Raw genomic sequence first — 17,780 nt, forward strand, 5'->3', positions numbered from 1 at the left:
GCGCGCTATTCGTATTGACAGCGGTGTTCGTGTTCGCCGATGTATTCGTTGGCTTCGTCACGTTCGTATTTTTCTTCACCGGGGTTTTCTTCTTCACCGGCACGGCCTTCTTCGTCGCCTGCTTCGCCGTCGTTGGTTGTGCGGCCGCGGTATTGGTTTGTACGTCCGCTGTAGCATTCACATTCATCATTTCGGGAACCACAAGCACGGCGGAATTGACCATTTCGCCTTCTACCATCCCGTCGACGTATGGTATCTCATACGCATTTACCAAAACCTCCTCATTCGTGGACACGGCCACGGTTGGGGCTTCTTCTTGCTGGGCCGCAATGGCGACCCCGATGGTGACTGCGAGCACGACTATGCTAAAGAGGAGCACCACTGAGAATGCGTGTCTTTTTGTCATAGAATACACAGTATAGCGCATTTTTGTCCTCCTGTCCAGATTAGCCCAACTTGCGTTGAGCTTTTCCGTTTGCAAAGTGCGTCCTTTCCCGTTACGAAGTGCGGCAAAAGTCGGCCATGGAAAGTGTGAAAAATGTCACTTTTTAACATATTTAACTCATACTGTCAAGGGATAAGTTTTAAATTGACAGCGGTTCACAAAAATGATAAAAAGCATTACTAGCCGAAATACAGAAGCAGGCACCAACACTAAAATTCAGCCAAAAATCCCCCCTTACATTTTCGTGGGCACTTCTCTTTGGTAACGTTACAAGCCTATGCAACGCATCTACAGTCGGGTATCTCTCTTTCGGAATCGCCGCGCTATTCAGCGCCGCGCCTTTTTGCAGAATCTGAAAAAAGGTCTCCATGTGTTGGTCATCACTGTGACCATCTCCAACCTGGGCATGCTCAGCTCCGTTATTCGTCCCCTGACAGCCAGCGCTGCCACACTTGACGGCACCATTAGCGTCCAGAAGCAGTTTGACACAAATGGTGATGGCGTGGTTGATATCAACGGCACTACCGCGGATCCAATTTTGAGCGGCTGGGATTTTACGGTGGAGGACGCCCTTGCGGCAACGCAAACCCAAACCACCACCGACACCGGTTTCCTGACCTTCGATGTGTACAACGGAACCTACTCGCTGCAGGAGTCTGGCTACTCCACTGGTTTCCACTTCGCAGATGCACGCTGCACCAATGCGGCCGGCGCACCAGTGGGAACGGTTGATCCAGCGGCGTTCGCGGTAACCGGAATTCCGGTGAACACAGATGCAATTAGCTGCATTTTTATTAATACAATAGATACGGCCTCCATTAACGGCCAAAAGTGGAATGACCTGAATGGGAATGGCCAGTGGGATGAAGTTGCTCCAGCGCAAATTGGCGGCTGGCAGGTTTTCTTAGATACCAACAGCAATGGCGTCCTCGATGCTGGTGAGCAGACTGCCTCCACGACGAATGTGCATGGTCCAAACGAGTACAACGCTATAGATGATTATGGATGGTATCATTTTGAAGATCTGCCCTACGGCACGTACCGTGTGTGCGAAACTACAGTTGCAGGTTGGAACCAAACTTTCCCCGGTACTGCGAACGGCTGCCACACAGTCTCTATTCTCGACCCGCAGCAAGGCGACACCTGCTCTCCAGCTGCACCCGAAGACCCGTACAACCTGGTTTGCGACTTTGGCAACCAAGAGCAGGCTCGCATAACCGTGCTGAAGAATGTGGACATGAATGGCGACGGCGACGTACTGGATGCTGAAGATGTTGTGGGTGCCACAAACTGGACGTGGGATCTGAACAACGGCAACCAAAATTTTGCTACGGGTGGCACGCAGTACGCGACACCTGGTACGACCGTGACGGTGAAGGAAGACCAGAAGTCTGGTTTCCACTTCACCAGCGTCAGTTGTGTGGATGGCCGGGGTACAGTGCAAGTTGCGCAGAACGAGGAAGTGAGCTTTGCCGTGGCAACTGGCGTCACGTACACCTGCACGTATACGAATACGAAGAATCTTTCCACAACTATCGACAAGCAAGGTCCCGCCACGGCCGCTGCAGGTGCCAATGCGACCTACACCATCAACTGGACGGTTACGGGCGCACCTGCGGCAACCAATGTGACCATTACCGATCCCCTGCCAGCCAACACCAGCTTTGTCTCTGCAGACAACAGCGGCGCGCTGAGTGGCAGCACGGTTACCTGGAACCTGGGCACGCAAGCGCCTGGTACCAGCGGCACGGTGTCCGTCACGGTGAAAGTGAACAGCCCCCTGGCCAATGGCACAGTACTGACGAACGTTGCGACCTTGGATACAGATCAAACTGAACCAGTGTCAGACACTGTCACGACCACGGTTACTTCCGCACCAAGCTTGTCTATTACCAAAACGCACTCCGCTGCCAGTTTTGTGAATCCTGGTGCAGCGGTCACGTATACCGTTGTGGTTACGAACGCAGCGAGCGCGACGGATAGCGCCAATGCAGTTGTGCTGACGGACGTCTTGCCCAGTGGTTTCACCTACACCACGGGTGGTACCACCAAGACCTTTGCCCTGGGGAACATTGCGCCTGGTGCGTCTGTGACCACGACCTACACAGTGACGGTAAGCGCCAGCCAGAAGGCGGGCAGCTTTACCAACACGGCGACGGCCAAAGGCAGTAACACCAGCACGGTGACCGCAACCTCTGCCGTTGAAGTCCGCGTGCCAGCAGTCTTGGGTGAGCAAACCCCATCGATTACCCCAACTCTCAAACCAACATTGACGCTGACCAAAACCGTGAGTGCGACCATGGCAAATCCTGGACAGGTGGTGACGTACACCATGGTGGTGAAGAACACGGGCACGCTCAAGGTTGCCAACGTGGTTATTACAGACACGCTCCCAACTGGCTTTACGTTCTTGGATGGTGGGAAAATCACCAAGACTTGGACCTTCGCCAGCATCGCTGCGGGAGCTAGCCAAACCGTAACCGCGTTGGTGAAAATTGGTTCGGGCGTGAAAGCTGGTACATACCCCAACACCGCGAAGGTGTCTGCCACAGCTGTAGATCCTATTACTGCCACGGCAACCCTGCGCATCGCAGTGCCGCAAGTGAAGGGCGAACTGGCAGCGACAGGTGCCTCAGCATCTGACTACGGCATCTTTGGCCTGGGCATGCTCTTGCTCAGCTTTGGCTTTGTCGCCCTCCACGACTCCCGACGCAAAAACCCGGAAGTTGAGGAAGTCAAGTAATTCTTTCCCTTTTCCATCTCAGTTCGCCTAACCGTTACCGTATGAAGAAAGTCCTCGCTGTGCTCTCCGTGCTCGCACTTACCATTGCCGTGCTCCCACTGCGCCCATCGGCAGCGGTGGCTGCGGGTGTGAACCTCGTACTCAACCCATCCTTTGAGACGGGAACCACCAGCCCAACCTCGTGGTCCAAGGTGAATGGCTCCTCACGGAATCGGGCGACCTTTACTTACCCCGCTACCCCAGCCTTTGACGGGGCGAAGGCAGCGCGGATTACCGTGACCACGTATAAATCCGGTGATATTGGCTGGGCGTCTGCCAACTTTCCTGTGACCGCAGGGCTGCAGTATGATCTGTCCGTTTCCTCCAAGTCCGGCGTTTCCAGCACAGTCTTGGCAGTCTACAAACGCGCCGGCGGTGTTTCATCCACGGTCTCCCTGGGAACCGTGTCCGGAACAAATGCCTGGAAGACATTCACCAAAGTCGTCACCATCCCCGCGGGTGTGACCTCCATGTCCTTGCGCCAAGTGCTTCGGCGCACAGGTACTTTGGATGTAGATGCGTACTCCTTCAGCCTGCACGTCACAACCCCAACAACCCCAAACTTGATTGCGAACGGCGATTTGGAAAGCCTAACGCCTGGCACGCCTTCTCAGCCGCTATCGTGGACGACGGGATACTGGGGTACGCTCACGCCAGTCTTCACGTATCCCGTGGCAGGGAAGACCGGCAACGGCGCAAAAGTGCAGGTGACCAGCTACACCTCCGGTGATGCCAAGTGGGTGTTCAACCCCGTGGCCACCTCCGGTGGGAAGACGTACACGATCGCCTTTGACTACGCTGCAAACGTGGCGACGAACGTGTCCATTGAGTTTCACATGACTGATGGTTCGTACACTTACGCCTGGTTGGGTGACCCTGCAGCCAGCGCTGCCTGGACGACCTTCAACAGCCAGTTCACCTCCCCGGCTGGTTCGGACTCCTTCACCGTTTTCCAATCCCTGGTGAGCGTGGGGACGTTGACTATTGATAACTACGTTGCCATGGATATCACCTCTGGTGCGCTGAACTTTGCCAACGGGATGATCACCCTGGACTTCGACGACACAATTTTGGATCACTACACGGTGGCTCGGCCAATTCTTAATGCCGCTGGTATCAAGGCTAGCTTCTTCGCTATTACAGATCCAAGTGTTGGCATTGGTTCAGATGGGTACATGACCTGGACCCAGGTGCAGCAGCTCCAAGCTGACGGTCACGAAATTGGCGCACACACCCGTACGCATGCTGATCTGGCCTCGCTGACTTTGGCACAGGCGCAGGCAGAAATTGTCGGTTCCAAAGCAGACCTGGCAGCGCGCGGCATTACAGCAACGAGCTTTGTGTACCCTTATGGCGTGCACAATGCCGCCATTCGGCAGATGGTGCAAGACGCAGGCTTCACCAGCGCCCGGAGCGTGAGCGATGGGTACAACTTCCCGGGCTCCAACAAGTTTGCCTTGCTGGACAAGCACGTTGAGTCCACCACCACGCTGGCGGATGTGCAGGGCTGGATTAACCAAGCCAAAGCCAACAAGACCTGGCTGATGCTGGAATTGCACGAGCAGACCAACACCCCCGGGCCAGACACGGGTGTGTACTACAACACCCCAGCAATGCTGCAGAATATCGTCAACGCGATTACTGCCAGCGGGATTCAGGTAGTGACCCAAGCGCAAGGTCGAGCCTTGATGAATCCGTAATTGTTGCAACAATTTTCCCACGAACCCGGCCACATGGTCGGGTTTTTGGTACATTACGAATTACGAAATAAAGATACGAAAATACGTCCGGCGAAGCCGGATCCGGCTCCGCCGGAAATTATGAAAAGAAAGGAGTTACGCCCCGCGGTGTGAGGTCCCGCAGCTCGACCAGGGATTATTGAACGGGAGGTAGAGGTGTGGAGGCTCGTTAGGTTGGAGGGTGGAGGTTTGGGATGGGGAGGGAGGGGTCTGTGAAAATTTGGCTTGATTTGAAGCAATCTAGATTTTTGTAGTACAGACTTTGGGCCAGTAAGGGTTACCCCTCCTAACCCCGGGGTGCTTCCGATGGGTCGCACCCGCCTGCTGGCCCCCTTGGAAAGGGGAGGACAGATACAAACAGACTTGGTCTGTAATGAACCGCAAACTCCTCCCCTCCTTTTGAAGGAGGGGGGAGGGGGAGGTAACCCTGATGGGGAAGACTAAGGTGCAAAGAACCAGGAGCGCAAGAAGAACACGTTTGGCATACCCTTCCCTATCTTATTCGGGCTGAAGGTTTTCCTCTTGACGACTACACCCTACCGGCGTAAGGTGTTCTGAAACCCACACCCTGGCAGTGCCAGGGGTATAACATAAACAACTGCAGCGAGCAGTGCTCGAAAGGCAGTACGGAGGTAACAGTGTTTAACAAATTTATCATCCTAAAACTCATTGGGGTTACTGCGGCACAATTGCATGGCCTGCATGATTATGCAAGTAGTGATGCCTCACGGTTATTTTCAAGTTTAAAGAATGAAATTCCCTTAAAGTGCGTATCTATTCTTTCGGCGAAGCTTGATGAGACCCATGGGACGTATACCATTGAGGTGCAGGTAATGACTGTATTTCAGTATAGCGAGTACAATGATGCGGAGGGAATACGACACAGATGCCCATCGATGATCAAGGGGCAGACAAGAATTTTGGGTTCTTATTACATTCAAGTCCCTTCCAGCATTCTTAACCACGTCTTGAACATTCTTGGTTTACTGGAAAACGAGTTGCAGGTAACCGAGACATATTAAACTGAATTATGTTCTTTCAGCCCGCAGTATACGTACTGCGGACTTTTTTATTCCAGGGGTTGTTGCGTATCCGGTCAAAAGTTGGTATAGTACATGCACCATGCCAAAGAAAGTGCAAACCAAAAATGTGGCGGTGGCGGAGGGAAATGCTGTCCCACAGAAAGACTGGCTGGAAGAGCGGTACGACGGCCAACTGGCAGTCGACGTTTTTCAAACCCCAGACAGCATTGTCATTCAGTCCACGGTGGCTGGAGTGCGTTCGGAAGACCTGGATGTGGCGGTGAGTAATGACCTGGTGACCATCCGCGGCGTACGGCACAATGACCAGCAGGTAGATGACGAGCAGTACTTCACCCAGGAGTGCTACTGGGGCGGGTTTTCCCGGTCCATTGTGCTGCCGGTGGATGTGCTGAGCGAGAAAGCTGATGCCAGCATGAAGAATGGTGTCCTGACCATTACCATCCCCAAAGTCAAAACCGCCAAGACCCAGGTTTTGAAAGTGAAGAGTGAGGACGAGTAACGTCCCTTTTCGTCCGCACGCGCGGCAAGAGTCTGTGCGGTGGGCGTTTCCCACCGTTTTTTGTTAGCTCCAATCCCTTACTTTTTATGCGTGGAGTGATTGAAAAAATTGACGGCGGCCTGGCTACCATCCACTGCGATGACGGCCAAGTGCTGCAGTGGCAAACCCGGCAGCTGCCCATTGGCAGCAGGGTGGCTTCGGTGGTGGACATCACCGTGACCGTCGTCAACGTGCCAGCGCATGATCACGCTGAGGTTTCTCGCAAAGCCCTGAACACGATTCTCCAAAGCCATCCACCGGCATGAAGCGGAATTTCCTTCACCACGTGCGCAAGCAGGCCAAGAAAGTCCGTGGACCAGATGGCTGGTTTGCATTAGGGTTGCTGGTGCTCCTGGTTGCTGTCCTGGTGGCCGTGCCCAAACTCTATGCCAAGACCATTGTCCCTGGAGTGTGGATTGGGAATATGCCCGTGGGCGGGAAGACCGTGGCCGAAGCAACAGAGTTGCTGAATGTTCGGATGGATGTGCTGTACGACAAAGGCGTGAAAGTAACCATTGATGGGAAGACCACGAACCTGGCGACGCAGCAAGCGATTACGGCCAGCGACGTGGCTCCCCCACTGGTGGATGTGAATGTGGAAGCCAGTGTGGACGGGGCGTTTGCCTATGGTCGAAACTTCGGCGTGGTACGCAGCACGTTGCAGGCCTGGCGCGCCATGCTCTTCCGCAAACATGTTGACCCAGCCATGGAAGCAGATCCAACCTACATTGCTGATGCCTTGCACAAGCAGTACGGCGCGAAAGACAATCCAGCACAGGATGCACACCTGCAGTACGTTGGCGGTACGTTTCAAACCAAACCCGAGCAAGCCGGCAAAGCGTTGCAGTACGAGCCAGCAGCCATCGAAGTAGTTCGTGTCTGGAAAGCCTTGGCCGAGCCAGCGGTGACTCTGGTGGAAGGTGAAGATGTGGCGAAGGTGAAGGTTGCAGATGTGGAAAAGTTTTTTGATGATGCGCAAGAGATTGTTGACCGTGCGCCGGTAACCTTGCAGGTACCGGATGGTGAGGCGGTAACGTTGAACGCGGCAGCCGTGGCTGGGGGTCTGGACGTGATTCCTGGTACCAAGCGCGGGTCGTTCACATTGGCGTTTACCGAAGCGAAGTTACAGAAAACCCTAGACAGCATTCGGGCGAAGACCGATGTGGAAGCCCAGGATGCGCGTTTCCAGATCAGCGGAGGAAAAGTTACTGAGTTTGCTGCCGGGAAAATTGGGAAGCAGCTTGATGACGCGGCAACGGTGGCTGCGCTGAACACTCAGGTCATTGGGAAAGACGCAAGTGTTGCGGTTGCTGTAGTGACGACTGTCCAACCGCAGTCAGCGGCAGACAGCGCAGCGGAGCTGGGCATTACTGAGCTGGTGGCGACCGGGAAAACGAATTTCGCCGGCAGTCCTACCAATCGCCGGAAGAACATTGCCAACGCGGTGAGGTTACTGAATGGATTGCTGATTCAGTCCGGCGAGGAATTTTCATTGGTGAAAGCGCTGTCCCCCATCGAACTTAGCAACGGGTACTTCCCAGAGTTGGTCATTAAAGGTAATCGGACCATCCCAGAAGTTGGCGGCGGTCTCTGTCAGGTTGGTACCACCATGTTCCGTTTGATTCTCAATTCCGGCCTGCCCGTCTTGGAACGGCGGAACCACAGCTACCGGGTGAGCTACTACGAGCCGCCCGTGGGCATGGACGCTACCATTTACGATCCCAGTCCAGATTTCCGATTCACAAACGACTACGCCACAGCCTTGCTCCTCCAAACTCGGGTGGTGAAAGACGATCTCATCTTTGACTTCTACGGTACCAAAGATGGCCGCGTGGCGCACTCCTCTACGCCCAAGCTTTTCAATGTCACCAAGCCACCAGCGGTGAAGTACATTAAGACCACAGACATGGCCGTGGGGCAGAAGAAGCGTCTGGAGCGGGCGCACAACGGCGGGTCAGCGGAGTTTACCTATACGGTGACCAAAGATGGGAAGACCACCACCAAAGTCTTCACCAGTAAGTACCGTGCCTGGCAGGAAGTCTGGTTGGTTGGCGCCACTGCTGAGGAAGTTGCAGCTGAGCAAGCAGCGTGAGGAAGTCGTAAAGCTGTAAAGCCATAGAGCTGTAGAGGTCTTGAAGGCTCGTGCCATTCTGTAATTGTGAAGTCTCGCCTTTGGCGGGGTGTGGCCGACGAGGCAGGTATTGTAGTACGGAGTCGTAACGCGGCAAACGTTTTATTTTTCTGTCATCCTGAATCATATGAAGGATCTCCAGACTATGGATGAACCTCGGAGATTCTTCGTCAGACTCAGAATGACAAAGGGAGGGAAGGATTAAGGTTAGGTTTTCGATGGTGGATGGAAGAGGGGGATGCGGGTCAGGCAAGGGTATGGATGCTCGTTATGGTATAGGGTATGGAAGAAGGGTGCTCTGCATTTTTTCACCAAACCCAAGACCTCCACCCTAACAAGCATCCACACCTCTATCCTTCAACCATGCTCGTCATACCCAAACCCCCGCTACATAAGCTTGTGTACGTAAAAAAGTAGGTAAGAAAAAACCAGGCGTCCGAAGCGTCTGGCTTTTTGGTAGGAACAATTTGGGGAAGGGAGGTTCGTCGTCGGGCACGATCCGTGTGCTCGGGAAGTAGGTTATCACTGGTTCTAGAACATAGTTGCGAGTGAACGTTTCAGTGACTGGTACATATTATCGTTCTGCTCAAGTCTCGCCTGCGCCTGATTCTCGCTCAAGCCGCTGATCCAGGTTTTTCCCTGTGAAAGGGAGATTTCAATGAATGCTCCAGGCTGCAAAGATGTGCCTGTTGCTATTTCCATCTCACCCGCTTTGAAGACTGAACCTTCGGGTTTCTGTGCGACTTGCTCTGCCTCATCTAGATGTAGCTGTCTACAGTAGAGAACGGTTTTGCCAGTCTCTTCTCCGCAGTTCATCATGATTTCGTACTGTCCAGATTCAAGGTTTGTTAATCCAGATCCAGCATCGGCAACTGCGCCATTTCTCTGACTGCCGACCGTTATGAATGCGAAGGCCAAGAATACGGATGATGCAGTTAGTCCCCAGCGAAGGACGCGGTTACGCCCCTCATGGACTTTAATAGCAGCTTTCCCCCACCACTTTTCCTGGAGTTCAGCAGCATTAAAGTTCTTCGTGTACTTGGCAGCGAGGTAGCGTAAACCACCAGTCGCTGCGAGGCACAGAAGAAATAATGTCCCCCAATCGATGTCCGTAATGATCCAGGATTTCGTGGCAACGAAGAAATCGAGGATTAACCGGATAATGTCTTGAACCACGTTTACCTCCTTGTGTAGTGTAACGTGCGTTGTTAGGTTACGGTTTATTTCCCTTCAATCTAATAATAACAAAAATCAGCTACCCATCTGCAGCCGAGGGCAAGAGGAATCTGCAGCCAAGAAGATTGTAACGTGGTAGGACGCAGAAAAAATCCGTGTCCACCGCGCTACAACCCCCATGCTTGTCGTGGCTGCAGGTTGCTCCTGCCGGGGTTGTATCGGGGTGCAAATGGCTAGCTGGTTTATCAAGGTGGTGCGTTTGGGAACAGCACTGCTGTACACGCAAAACACCTCTTTCAGAACGTGTGACCTTAGCACTGGGTGCAAATCCTGTCAAGGCCTGGGGAGCGAATTTGGCTAAGGTTAGCCAAAAAGTGCCTTGATTCTTCTGAAAAAGGGTGGTACGCTTGGCAAGCTACAGTATTTTCCCCTTCATTATCGCATATGATTGTTACTCCCGTCCCCTACCGTTCCAAACCCACAAGCCGCGTGACGATTCTCGCCCTCTTTGCCAAGGCAGAGGTGCGACAGCACCCGTTCTTTTCCGGTTTACCCAGTGGTGTGCAGCAAACTGTCCTTGCATTTGTGAAGTCCAAAGAATTTGCAGGCCGGGCTGATGAAGTGCGGGTGATCCCCTACGGCAGTACCGGCAAGTCAGTACTCCTGCTGGGATTAGGTGAGAAGAAAACCTGGAACCATCGGACAGCAATGGTAGCGAGCCGACGCATTGTCATGGTGGCAAAGCAGCACCGTTTGGTGGATGTGGCAGTGCGTTTGGAAGATTTGGCGTGGGCGAATGCTTCTCCTTCGGCAGTGGCCCAGGTGATTACGGAGAACGCGCACCTGGCACACTACGATTACACGCGGTACCGCAGCTCGCCCACGGGTGGCTGGCCGAATGTCCGCAAGCTCACCCTGCTTTGTGCAGTAGGCATCCTCCCAGCAGTGAAGCGCGGGGTGAAGGCTGGTACGGTGATTGCTGACGCGACGAATCACGCGCGGGATTTGGCAAACACGCCGGGTGGCGACTTAACACCCGAGGGGGTTTCTGCTGCTGCGGTGAACGTTGGGAAGGACCACGGTGTCCGCGTACACGTTCTTCATAAGAAAGATTTAGAAAAGTTGGGTGCTGGTGGCATCCTGGGTGTTGCCCGAGGTTCTGATGCGCCCCCAACGCTGACCATCATGGAGTACGCCGCACCAGGCCATGCCAAAGACCAGCCACTTGTCTTCATTGGTAAAGGGGTGACCTTTGATTCCGGTGGTTTGAATGTGAAGCCAGATACGTCCATGTACGAGATGCACATGGATATGTCGGGTGGTGCAGCCGTCATTGGTGCCCTGGCGGCGGTGGCGCAGCTGAAGCTCCCTGTCCGGGTCATTGGACTTATCCCAGCGGCTGAGAATATGTCGGCGGGCGCGGCGTACCGGCCAGGTGACCAGCTGAAGAGTTTATCAGGCAAGACTATTGAGGTGATGCACACTGATGCCGAAGGTCGCATTCTGTTGGCTGACGCCCTCACCTATGCGGAACGCTACCAGCCCGCAGCAGTTATTGATGTGGCCACACTGACCGGAGCCGCGGTTGTAGCCTTAGGAAATCGTGCTGCAGCGCTGCTCTCCCCCAATGAAACATTCTCTCAGGAATTGCGGACGCTGGCGGAAACGAGCGGAGATTTTGCCTGGCCGCTCCCTTTGTGGACAGAGTACGAAGCTGAAATAAAAGGCACGTTTGGAGACTTCTCGAATACAGGGAAAAGTCGGAGTGGTGGGGCGATTACCGCCGCTGCGTTCCTGTGGCAGTTTGCCAAGAAGTTTTCCAAATGGGCGCACATGGACATCGCGCCAACTATGACCAGTATTGAAGGGCAGCACTTGGCCAAAGGTGCCACCGGAGCAGGTACGCGCTTGTTGGTTGCTTACGCTCGGAGTCTCGTTGCGTCATTGCAAGAGTAAGGTATGGCGAAAGTGATAAATAATGTTCTGACCCCGGAAGAGCAACCAGAAGAGCAGACTTTTGACATTAGCCTGCGACCAAAGAAATTGGCGGAGTACGTGGGGCAGTCGCAGATTAAGGAGAGCCTGGTCATTGCTATTCGAGCAGCGCAGCACCGCAAAGAAGCGCTGGACCACGTGCTGCTGTACGGCGGCCCGGGTTTGGGCAAGACCACGCTGGCACACGTCATTGGCGAAGAGCTAGGCACCACTGTCCGCGTGACCAGTGGTCCGGCCTTGGAGCGCGCGGGTGACCTGGCTGCCATTCTCACTAACCTGGCCGAAGGTGACATTCTCTTCATTGATGAAATCCACCGCTTGCCCCGCGCCGTGGAAGAAATTCTGTACCCGGCGTTGGAAGATTTTGCCATCGACATTGTCGTGGGTAAAGGCCCCGGCGCCCGCACGCTGCGTTTGGATTTACCGCACTGCACCATTGTGGGTGCGACCACGCGTTTAGCGCTTCTCTCGGGGCCACTTCGAGACCGGTTTGGGTTGACGTTCCATTTGGACTACTACACGGACGAAGACATTGCGGCAATTTTGGAACGCTCGGCTCGGTTGCTGAATATCACATTGGATCCAGCAGCCAAGCAGCTGCTCTCCACCCGCGCGCGCCGTACCCCCCGGGTTGCGAATCGACTACTGAAGCGGGTTCGGGACTTTGCTCAGGTACGGCACGATGGCGTGGTTACCGTGCCCGCGGCAACTGCAGCCCTGGAGCAGCTGGGCATTGATACGCTGGGCCTGGATGTGGTTGACCGGCGCGTGCTCACCACGATCATTGACCAATTTAATGGCGGGCCGGTAGGTTTGAGCACGGTCGCAGCAACTACCGGTGAAGACATGCAAACGCTGGAAGATGTGGTGGAACCGTTCCTCTTGCAAATGGGCTTGCTCGCTCGTACCCCGCGGGGTCGGGTAGCCACGCCCGCCGCGTACACACACCTGGAGCGGGAGATGCCCAAGGATTTGCAGCAAAGGTTGGTCTGAGGGGTAGCGAGTTAGTGCGTTGGCAAGCTGGCGAGTTAGTAAGTATTCATATTTTGGGTATACAAAAACCGACACGGGTGAGGTGTCGGCTGAAAGGTGCATGATAGAAAACTACAAATTTGCGTAGTACCGCTCGGCGCATTTTTGTGCCATTGTGATCGCAGCCTGCTCATTCGGAAAGTCGCCGAACTGAGCGAGGAGGCTCACAGTGGCGCCGTCAGCACTCCGGACGTATAGGACAGGTTCAACATTAGGTTCAGCATCAGGTCGGTAGCTCCCCTCCACAATACTAATAGCATCCGGTGTGACCGCAACACAGGCATGGTAGTCGGCTCTCTGAACAGCGAGCAAGCGATTCCCGAATTCTTGTGGCGGCGTGGGAAAGTGGACGATAACTGATGCATTTCCATTTACCGGATAGTCGAACAAATTTGGCCAGTAGTTTTTGAGCCTTTTTTGTTCCCATAAACGCCTCTGCTGTTCATGGACACTATTGGATCGGAGTTTACTAGCTTTCTTTGAGTCCAAGACGATTAATGTGATGACGCATAAAATTGTCAGGATCCCGACTGGGAGCCATATTGCACTTTTCTGCAACCTGAGCACGCATGTTCCCACAAAGGAGAGAAGCATTAGGATGATTGTGATTTTCGTCGCGGTGTCTTCCATTCTTTGAGAATATAAGAGTTTTTTCTCAAATTCATCGTGTCGGAATAGTATTCCTGTGCGCCCCTGCGCATCCATGTTTTCAAAGCGGTACAGTCCGCAGGCCAGGCAGAAGTCTTGCCAAAGCTTTGCGGGTAGTGTGGCCAAAGGCATGGTACCGGTCTTGGAGAGCACCTCGGCTTCAAAGTTCCGAATCGCAAGTTCTTCGGCGTCCAGCGATCCCAATTGCTGCGGGTTCTTGTAGCCCACAACCGTTGAGACAGTAAATCCTGCGAGTTCCTCCTGTTGGTAGATGGGCTCACCTGGTTCATTGTGATCAATGCTCGCTCGGATAGATGACCGCAGTTGGTTCCGACGTTCTTCGGTTACCTCTGCGAGAGTAAGAATTGGGTTCATGTATTCCTCCTGCACGAAGGGTTTTAGGTTTTCAAGATTACTTTCTTTATTCAACTGACTTTACAATGCTGGATGTTCATTGTCAAGCATTTGTCGACTTTCTTTGATTCGACCAAAAAGCTATACTAATGATATGGAATTTAGCGCGTCGCTCATGCTCATCCCTTTCATCCTCCTGCTTTTGGCTTGGGGGTTTTTCAGTATTATCGCCATCCGGCAGGTGCTGCGCTTTGGATTCCTCACCCCAGTTGCTGTCCTCTCATCTTGTGCATACCTAGCTTTCTCTCTGATTATTGTCACCATGGTGATCACTGAACTCCGGGGCGTTGACTGGTCAGCGGTTGTTACCGTGCCACTTCCCTCATTCTCCAGTACCCCAACCCTATGAGGTTGCGCCCCACATTTCCGGGGATGGTGCCGGGGGAGAAAGTTGTCCTGCTCTTGCACCGGCACTGGGTCTTTGGCTTGCGTTTGATTCTCGCTCACTTTGTTTTTATCATTCCCCCGCTCGCTGCCTGGTGGGTACTGGGGCGGTACTCAACCGTCCTGGTGGATGGGACAAGCGCAGCGTACGCTTTTACCATTCTCCTCTTTGGGACGTATGCACTTTTTTGGGCACTCGCCTTCTTCATTGCGTGGTTAAATTTTTACTTGGATACGTGGATTATCACTAACGAACGCATTATCAACATTGAACAGTTGCGCCTTTTCTACCGAACGGTTTCCGAGCAAAAGCTTTTTCGGGTGCAGGACGTCACGACTGATGTGCATGGGTTCTTTGCTGGCATTTTCCGGTACGGCAACGTGAGTGTGCAAACCGCCGCAGAAAAAGAGCGCTTCGTCTTTGAGCAAGTGCCGCACCCAGAAGACGTGGCGAAGACGATTATGCACCTCTTGGAATCCATTGAATCGCAAATTGGCCTGGACGCCATGGCCAGGATTGAAGGGGACATTCCGCCGCCGGGACCAGCTACGCCGCGTTCCCAATCGCCGAAAGTCCCGCCCGCTCCAAAAGCACCAACCGGCTCAGCTGGGTAGCGTAGCCAAGCCAGTACTTCTGCTGGCGGCTCGCTTCCAATTCCACGGAGAAATTTTGCCACACCGTTGGCTGCAGCCGCAGCCGAGTTTTTGCGCGGTCGCTATCAATGTCTGCTAAGCACGCACTCAGCCGGAACACTGCATCCCAGTTGGCGCTGTTGTTCTCCGCGTCAATGACATTTTGCACGCTGTCCCAGTCTGTGTCCGTCACCAACGCTGGCCGAAACCGATCTGCATCTGCGCCGTGCAAGTGCATGGCGTGAATGGTAAAGGCGGCCCAGTTTTGGGCTGCGCGGTGCGCATCAAGAACCCCAAGCATGGCTGCCCACAGATCTTCTGGTACCACAAGAATTGCTCCACGGGCAGGGTCGAGTTTCTTGAGGTGTGCCAGCCAGGCGGCGACGTTCTGCCAGTCTGCAGTTGCTTCCACTCTGGAGAGTTCACCCATAAGCCCTTCCCAATCCACATCCGTCACTTCAAGCTGTTGTGTTCGCATTGGATCAATCATCATCAAATGCGCGCCCAACCAGGCAAAGTCATGCCAGCGTCGGCTCGCCGAAGCATTGGTGAGTTCTTGGACCATCGCTGCCCAGGTTTCCCCGTCGAGTAATTCCGTTGCAGACTTGAACATGCAGGAAGTATAGCAGGGGGGAGGGGGAAGCCGTAGAGCTGTAGAGCGGTAAAGCTGTAAGGGCTTTTCTCTGTCATTGCGAGCTCCAGCAGGAGCGTGGCAATCTTTCGGTAATACGGAACCAGGCTGCACCCTTTTTGCATACCTGGTTTATTTCACAATGTCTCCCCATCAGGATTACCTCCCCCACCCCCTCCTTCAAAAGGAGGGGAGGAGTTTTAGCTCTCAGCCATACCTCCTATCCGGCCCACACCTCCACCCAAAAACTCCACTCGCTGCCCCAACAAAACCGAGGCTTAATTACCTCAGTACACCTTCCGCAGGCTAATGCCGGTGTAGTAGTTGGTGAGAATCCAGTCGTAGGTTTTGCCTTGGTCTTTGGCGTACTTCAAGGCGCCAAAGGCAGACATGCCCACCATGTGGTTTCCCGAGCCGCCAGTAAGGTAGCTGGTTGGGTAGGGTGGCGTGGTGCAGGTGCCAATGGCATCTGGCACAGTCAGGAGGTACGGAAAGTAGATTTGATCGTAGCCCCACACTTCAGGGATGCTGCGCGTCCGGCCGTCCGTGCAGGAAGAGTACGCGGCGACAATTGCGCCCACAGTGTTCTTGGGTGACACGGCTGCGCTGTGCGTGGCGACAATGCCACGTGTCGCAACGACTGCTGCTACCAAGTTTGGCACTTTCAGTTCATACCCATACCCACGGTATACCTGGTCCGTGGTTGCATTGATATCGTAGAATTCATCTGCGTGCTTGGTCTGCCGAAGATTGTGGAAGAGCGCGTACGTCCGCGCCGCAACAACCAAACTTTTCATAAATTCGGTTGGACCAGTATTCCCAGTTTCCGCTAAGCCGCTGACGTACTGCTCCATAAGGAGCTCATTAATCACCCAAACTTTTCCCGTGGCCGGGGTGGAACGAAATTCCAGGAGGTTGCGGAATTTGTTGTACTGGCCGTTCCAGCTGGTGATGGTGAGAATTGCAGGCGTGGATTTACCGAAGAAACGGTACGGCCCCGTCACCTTCTTGGTCACCCCGTTGAGCGTGTAGCTGTACGCACCTTGGAGATAGGTGAAGCGGACTATTGTCGCTGCTGGAATTTCTTCCAGCGTTGTGCCGTCCGCGTCGGTCAGTAGTGCAAGCTGGTCACTGCTCACTTCCACCCAGCCGTCAGACGTCGTGACCACACCCACACGCACGGTTGGCTCAGCAGCCAGCACAGCGCCAGCTCCTTCTACAACCGGGGCAGGAACAACCACGGTCAGCGTCACCTCGCCATTCACCACGCGGGTCAAGTTTGGAACCACTATTTGCGCGGCTTGGCTAAATTCACCGTACGCATCTGGTGCCTGCAAGGCAAAGCGGAAGGTCCCCTTCTTGCCGGGTTTCACTTCCCCAGTCGTCAGACGGCCAATGATGGTTTTGGAAATCCAATTCGCATGGTAGAACGCGCTGGTTTTTGACGGATCCACCAAAGCCAGAACCACGGCGCCAGGTCCGGAGCGTTTCCAGGTTTGCGTGCCGGTGTTCGTCACGGTGAAGGAAAACGTTTTTGCCTTGCCTTTGGGCATGGTGAAGGTCGTGTCCGTAGACACGCCACCGCTCATCCGATACTGCGCAGCCTTGGGATCGTCTGCTCGCAAGAGGAGTTCAAATGCACCGCCAGGCATCCAGTCCACGCCCTTGATCGCCAGGGAAAATCGCTCTCGATACTCCCCCGCTTTGGTTGGCGCGCGGAGTTTGAAGCTGAGGCGAACAGTTTCTCCAGGCTTCACATTTTTGGCGAGCTTGGCTGGCCGATTAAAGGCGTTCCAGGATTTGTCGCGGAGTTTGGTGGCGGTGTTTGGGACGAGTTCAGTTTTCTCCAAACGGACGGGGTTGAGCGCAACGAGATTGTTGCCGTTGGCGAGCCAGGTCTTGGTTCCGGTATTCTTCACGTCCACCCAAAAGTCCACGGCGGCTTTGGGTTCCACAAACAGCGCATCGGTGGAACGACGAAGAATTTCCGCGCGGTACGGCGGGGTGACCGGTTTCTTTGCAGGAGCCGCGTTACTGTACAAGGGCAAGGACAGCCCAGCCATGACAAACAGCGCCCCAAAAATTTGTAGGGCGGGTCGGAAGAAAACGTAACGCGGCAGTGCGGGGTACTTTTTCGTTTCCACGCTTGCATCATAGCATGAAAAGTGGTCAAATGTCAATTCGTTCAT

14 protein-coding genes are annotated in these 17,780 nt (G+C 54.1%); 10 read left to right on the plus strand and 4 right to left on the minus strand.

The window, feature by feature from the left end; translation table 11 throughout:
• Nucleotides 1-722: 722 nt before the first annotated feature.
• The 6 genes from WCV85_05145 (at nt 723) to WCV85_05170 (ending at nt 8,639) form a co-directional block, all read left to right on the plus strand.
• Nucleotides 723-3,188 carry an NEW3 domain-containing protein gene (locus WCV85_05145; GenBank protein ID MFA6474239.1) on the plus strand — a complete coding sequence of 822 codons (2,466 nt, stop codon included), beginning with the start codon at nt 723-725 and terminating at the stop codon, nt 3,186-3,188.
• 41 nt (nt 3,189-3,229) lie between these two features.
• The gene (locus tag WCV85_05150) at nt 3,230-4,927 is read left to right on the plus strand and encodes a polysaccharide deacetylase family protein (protein MFA6474240.1); all 1,698 of its coding nucleotides are present in this window, start codon (nt 3,230-3,232) and stop codon (nt 4,925-4,927) included.
• 677 nt (nt 4,928-5,604) lie between these two features.
• Entirely contained in the window at nt 5,605-5,988 is a 384-nt protein-coding gene (locus WCV85_05155; GenBank protein ID MFA6474241.1) for a hypothetical protein, read from the plus strand.
• Between the two features lie 100 nt (nt 5,989-6,088).
• Nucleotides 6,089-6,508 carry an Hsp20/alpha crystallin family protein gene (locus WCV85_05160; GenBank protein ID MFA6474242.1) on the plus strand — a complete coding sequence of 140 codons (420 nt, stop codon included), beginning with the start codon at nt 6,089-6,091 and terminating at the stop codon, nt 6,506-6,508.
• Nucleotides 6,509-6,594: 86 nt separating this feature from the next.
• Entirely contained in the window at nt 6,595-6,813 is a 219-nt protein-coding gene (locus WCV85_05165) for a hypothetical protein (GenBank protein MFA6474243.1), read from the plus strand.
• Nucleotides 6,810-8,639, plus strand: a complete 1,830-nt coding sequence (locus WCV85_05170) for a VanW family protein (GenBank protein MFA6474244.1) — start codon at nt 6,810-6,812, stop codon at nt 8,637-8,639. The genes WCV85_05165 and WCV85_05170 overlap by 4 nt, the downstream gene beginning before the upstream one ends.
• A gap of 570 nt (nt 8,640-9,209) precedes the next feature.
• Here WCV85_05170 and WCV85_05175 read toward each other — a convergent pair.
• Nucleotides 9,210-9,854, minus strand: a complete 645-nt coding sequence (locus WCV85_05175; GenBank protein ID MFA6474245.1) for a hypothetical protein — start codon at nt 9,852-9,854, stop codon at nt 9,210-9,212.
• Nucleotides 9,855-10,298: 444 nt separating this feature from the next.
• Between WCV85_05175 and WCV85_05180 the strand changes: the two genes are divergently transcribed.
• The gene (locus WCV85_05180) at nt 10,299-11,810 is read left to right on the plus strand and encodes a leucyl aminopeptidase (protein ID MFA6474246.1); all 1,512 of its coding nucleotides are present in this window, start codon (nt 10,299-10,301) and stop codon (nt 11,808-11,810) included.
• A gap of 3 nt (nt 11,811-11,813) precedes the next feature.
• Entirely contained in the window at nt 11,814-12,842 is a 1,029-nt protein-coding gene (ruvB, locus tag WCV85_05185; protein MFA6474247.1) for a Holliday junction branch migration DNA helicase RuvB, read from the plus strand.
• Between the two features lie 111 nt (nt 12,843-12,953).
• Here ruvB and WCV85_05190 read toward each other — a convergent pair whose 3' ends face one another.
• On the minus strand, nt 12,954-13,904 hold the full coding sequence (locus WCV85_05190) for a hypothetical protein (protein ID MFA6474248.1): 951 nt from the start codon (nt 13,902-13,904) through the stop codon (nt 12,954-12,956).
• Between the two features lie 133 nt (nt 13,905-14,037).
• Here WCV85_05190 and WCV85_05195 point away from each other — a divergent pair, with 133 nt between their 5' ends.
• Entirely contained in the window at nt 14,038-14,292 is a 255-nt protein-coding gene (locus tag WCV85_05195) for a hypothetical protein (protein MFA6474249.1), read from the plus strand.
• Nucleotides 14,289-14,942 (plus strand): PH domain-containing protein, encoded by a 654-nt coding sequence (locus tag WCV85_05200; GenBank protein MFA6474250.1) that lies wholly within the window; start codon nt 14,289-14,291, stop codon nt 14,940-14,942. The genes WCV85_05195 and WCV85_05200 overlap by 4 nt, the downstream gene beginning before the upstream one ends.
• Here the strand turns inward: WCV85_05200 and WCV85_05205 are convergent.
• Nucleotides 14,875-15,573, minus strand: a complete 699-nt coding sequence (locus WCV85_05205) for a hypothetical protein (GenBank protein MFA6474251.1) — start codon at nt 15,571-15,573, stop codon at nt 14,875-14,877. The genes WCV85_05200 and WCV85_05205 overlap by 68 nt on opposite strands.
• A gap of 305 nt (nt 15,574-15,878) precedes the next feature.
• Nucleotides 15,879-17,780 (minus strand): SpoIID/LytB domain-containing protein, encoded by a 1,902-nt coding sequence (locus WCV85_05210; protein MFA6474252.1) that lies wholly within the window; start codon nt 17,778-17,780, stop codon nt 15,879-15,881.

It is taken from the genome of Patescibacteria group bacterium, from assembly GCA_041665345.1.
In the GTDB taxonomy this organism is placed as follows: domain Bacteria; phylum Patescibacteriota; class Patescibacteriia; order PEXW01; family PEXW01; genus JBAYJA01.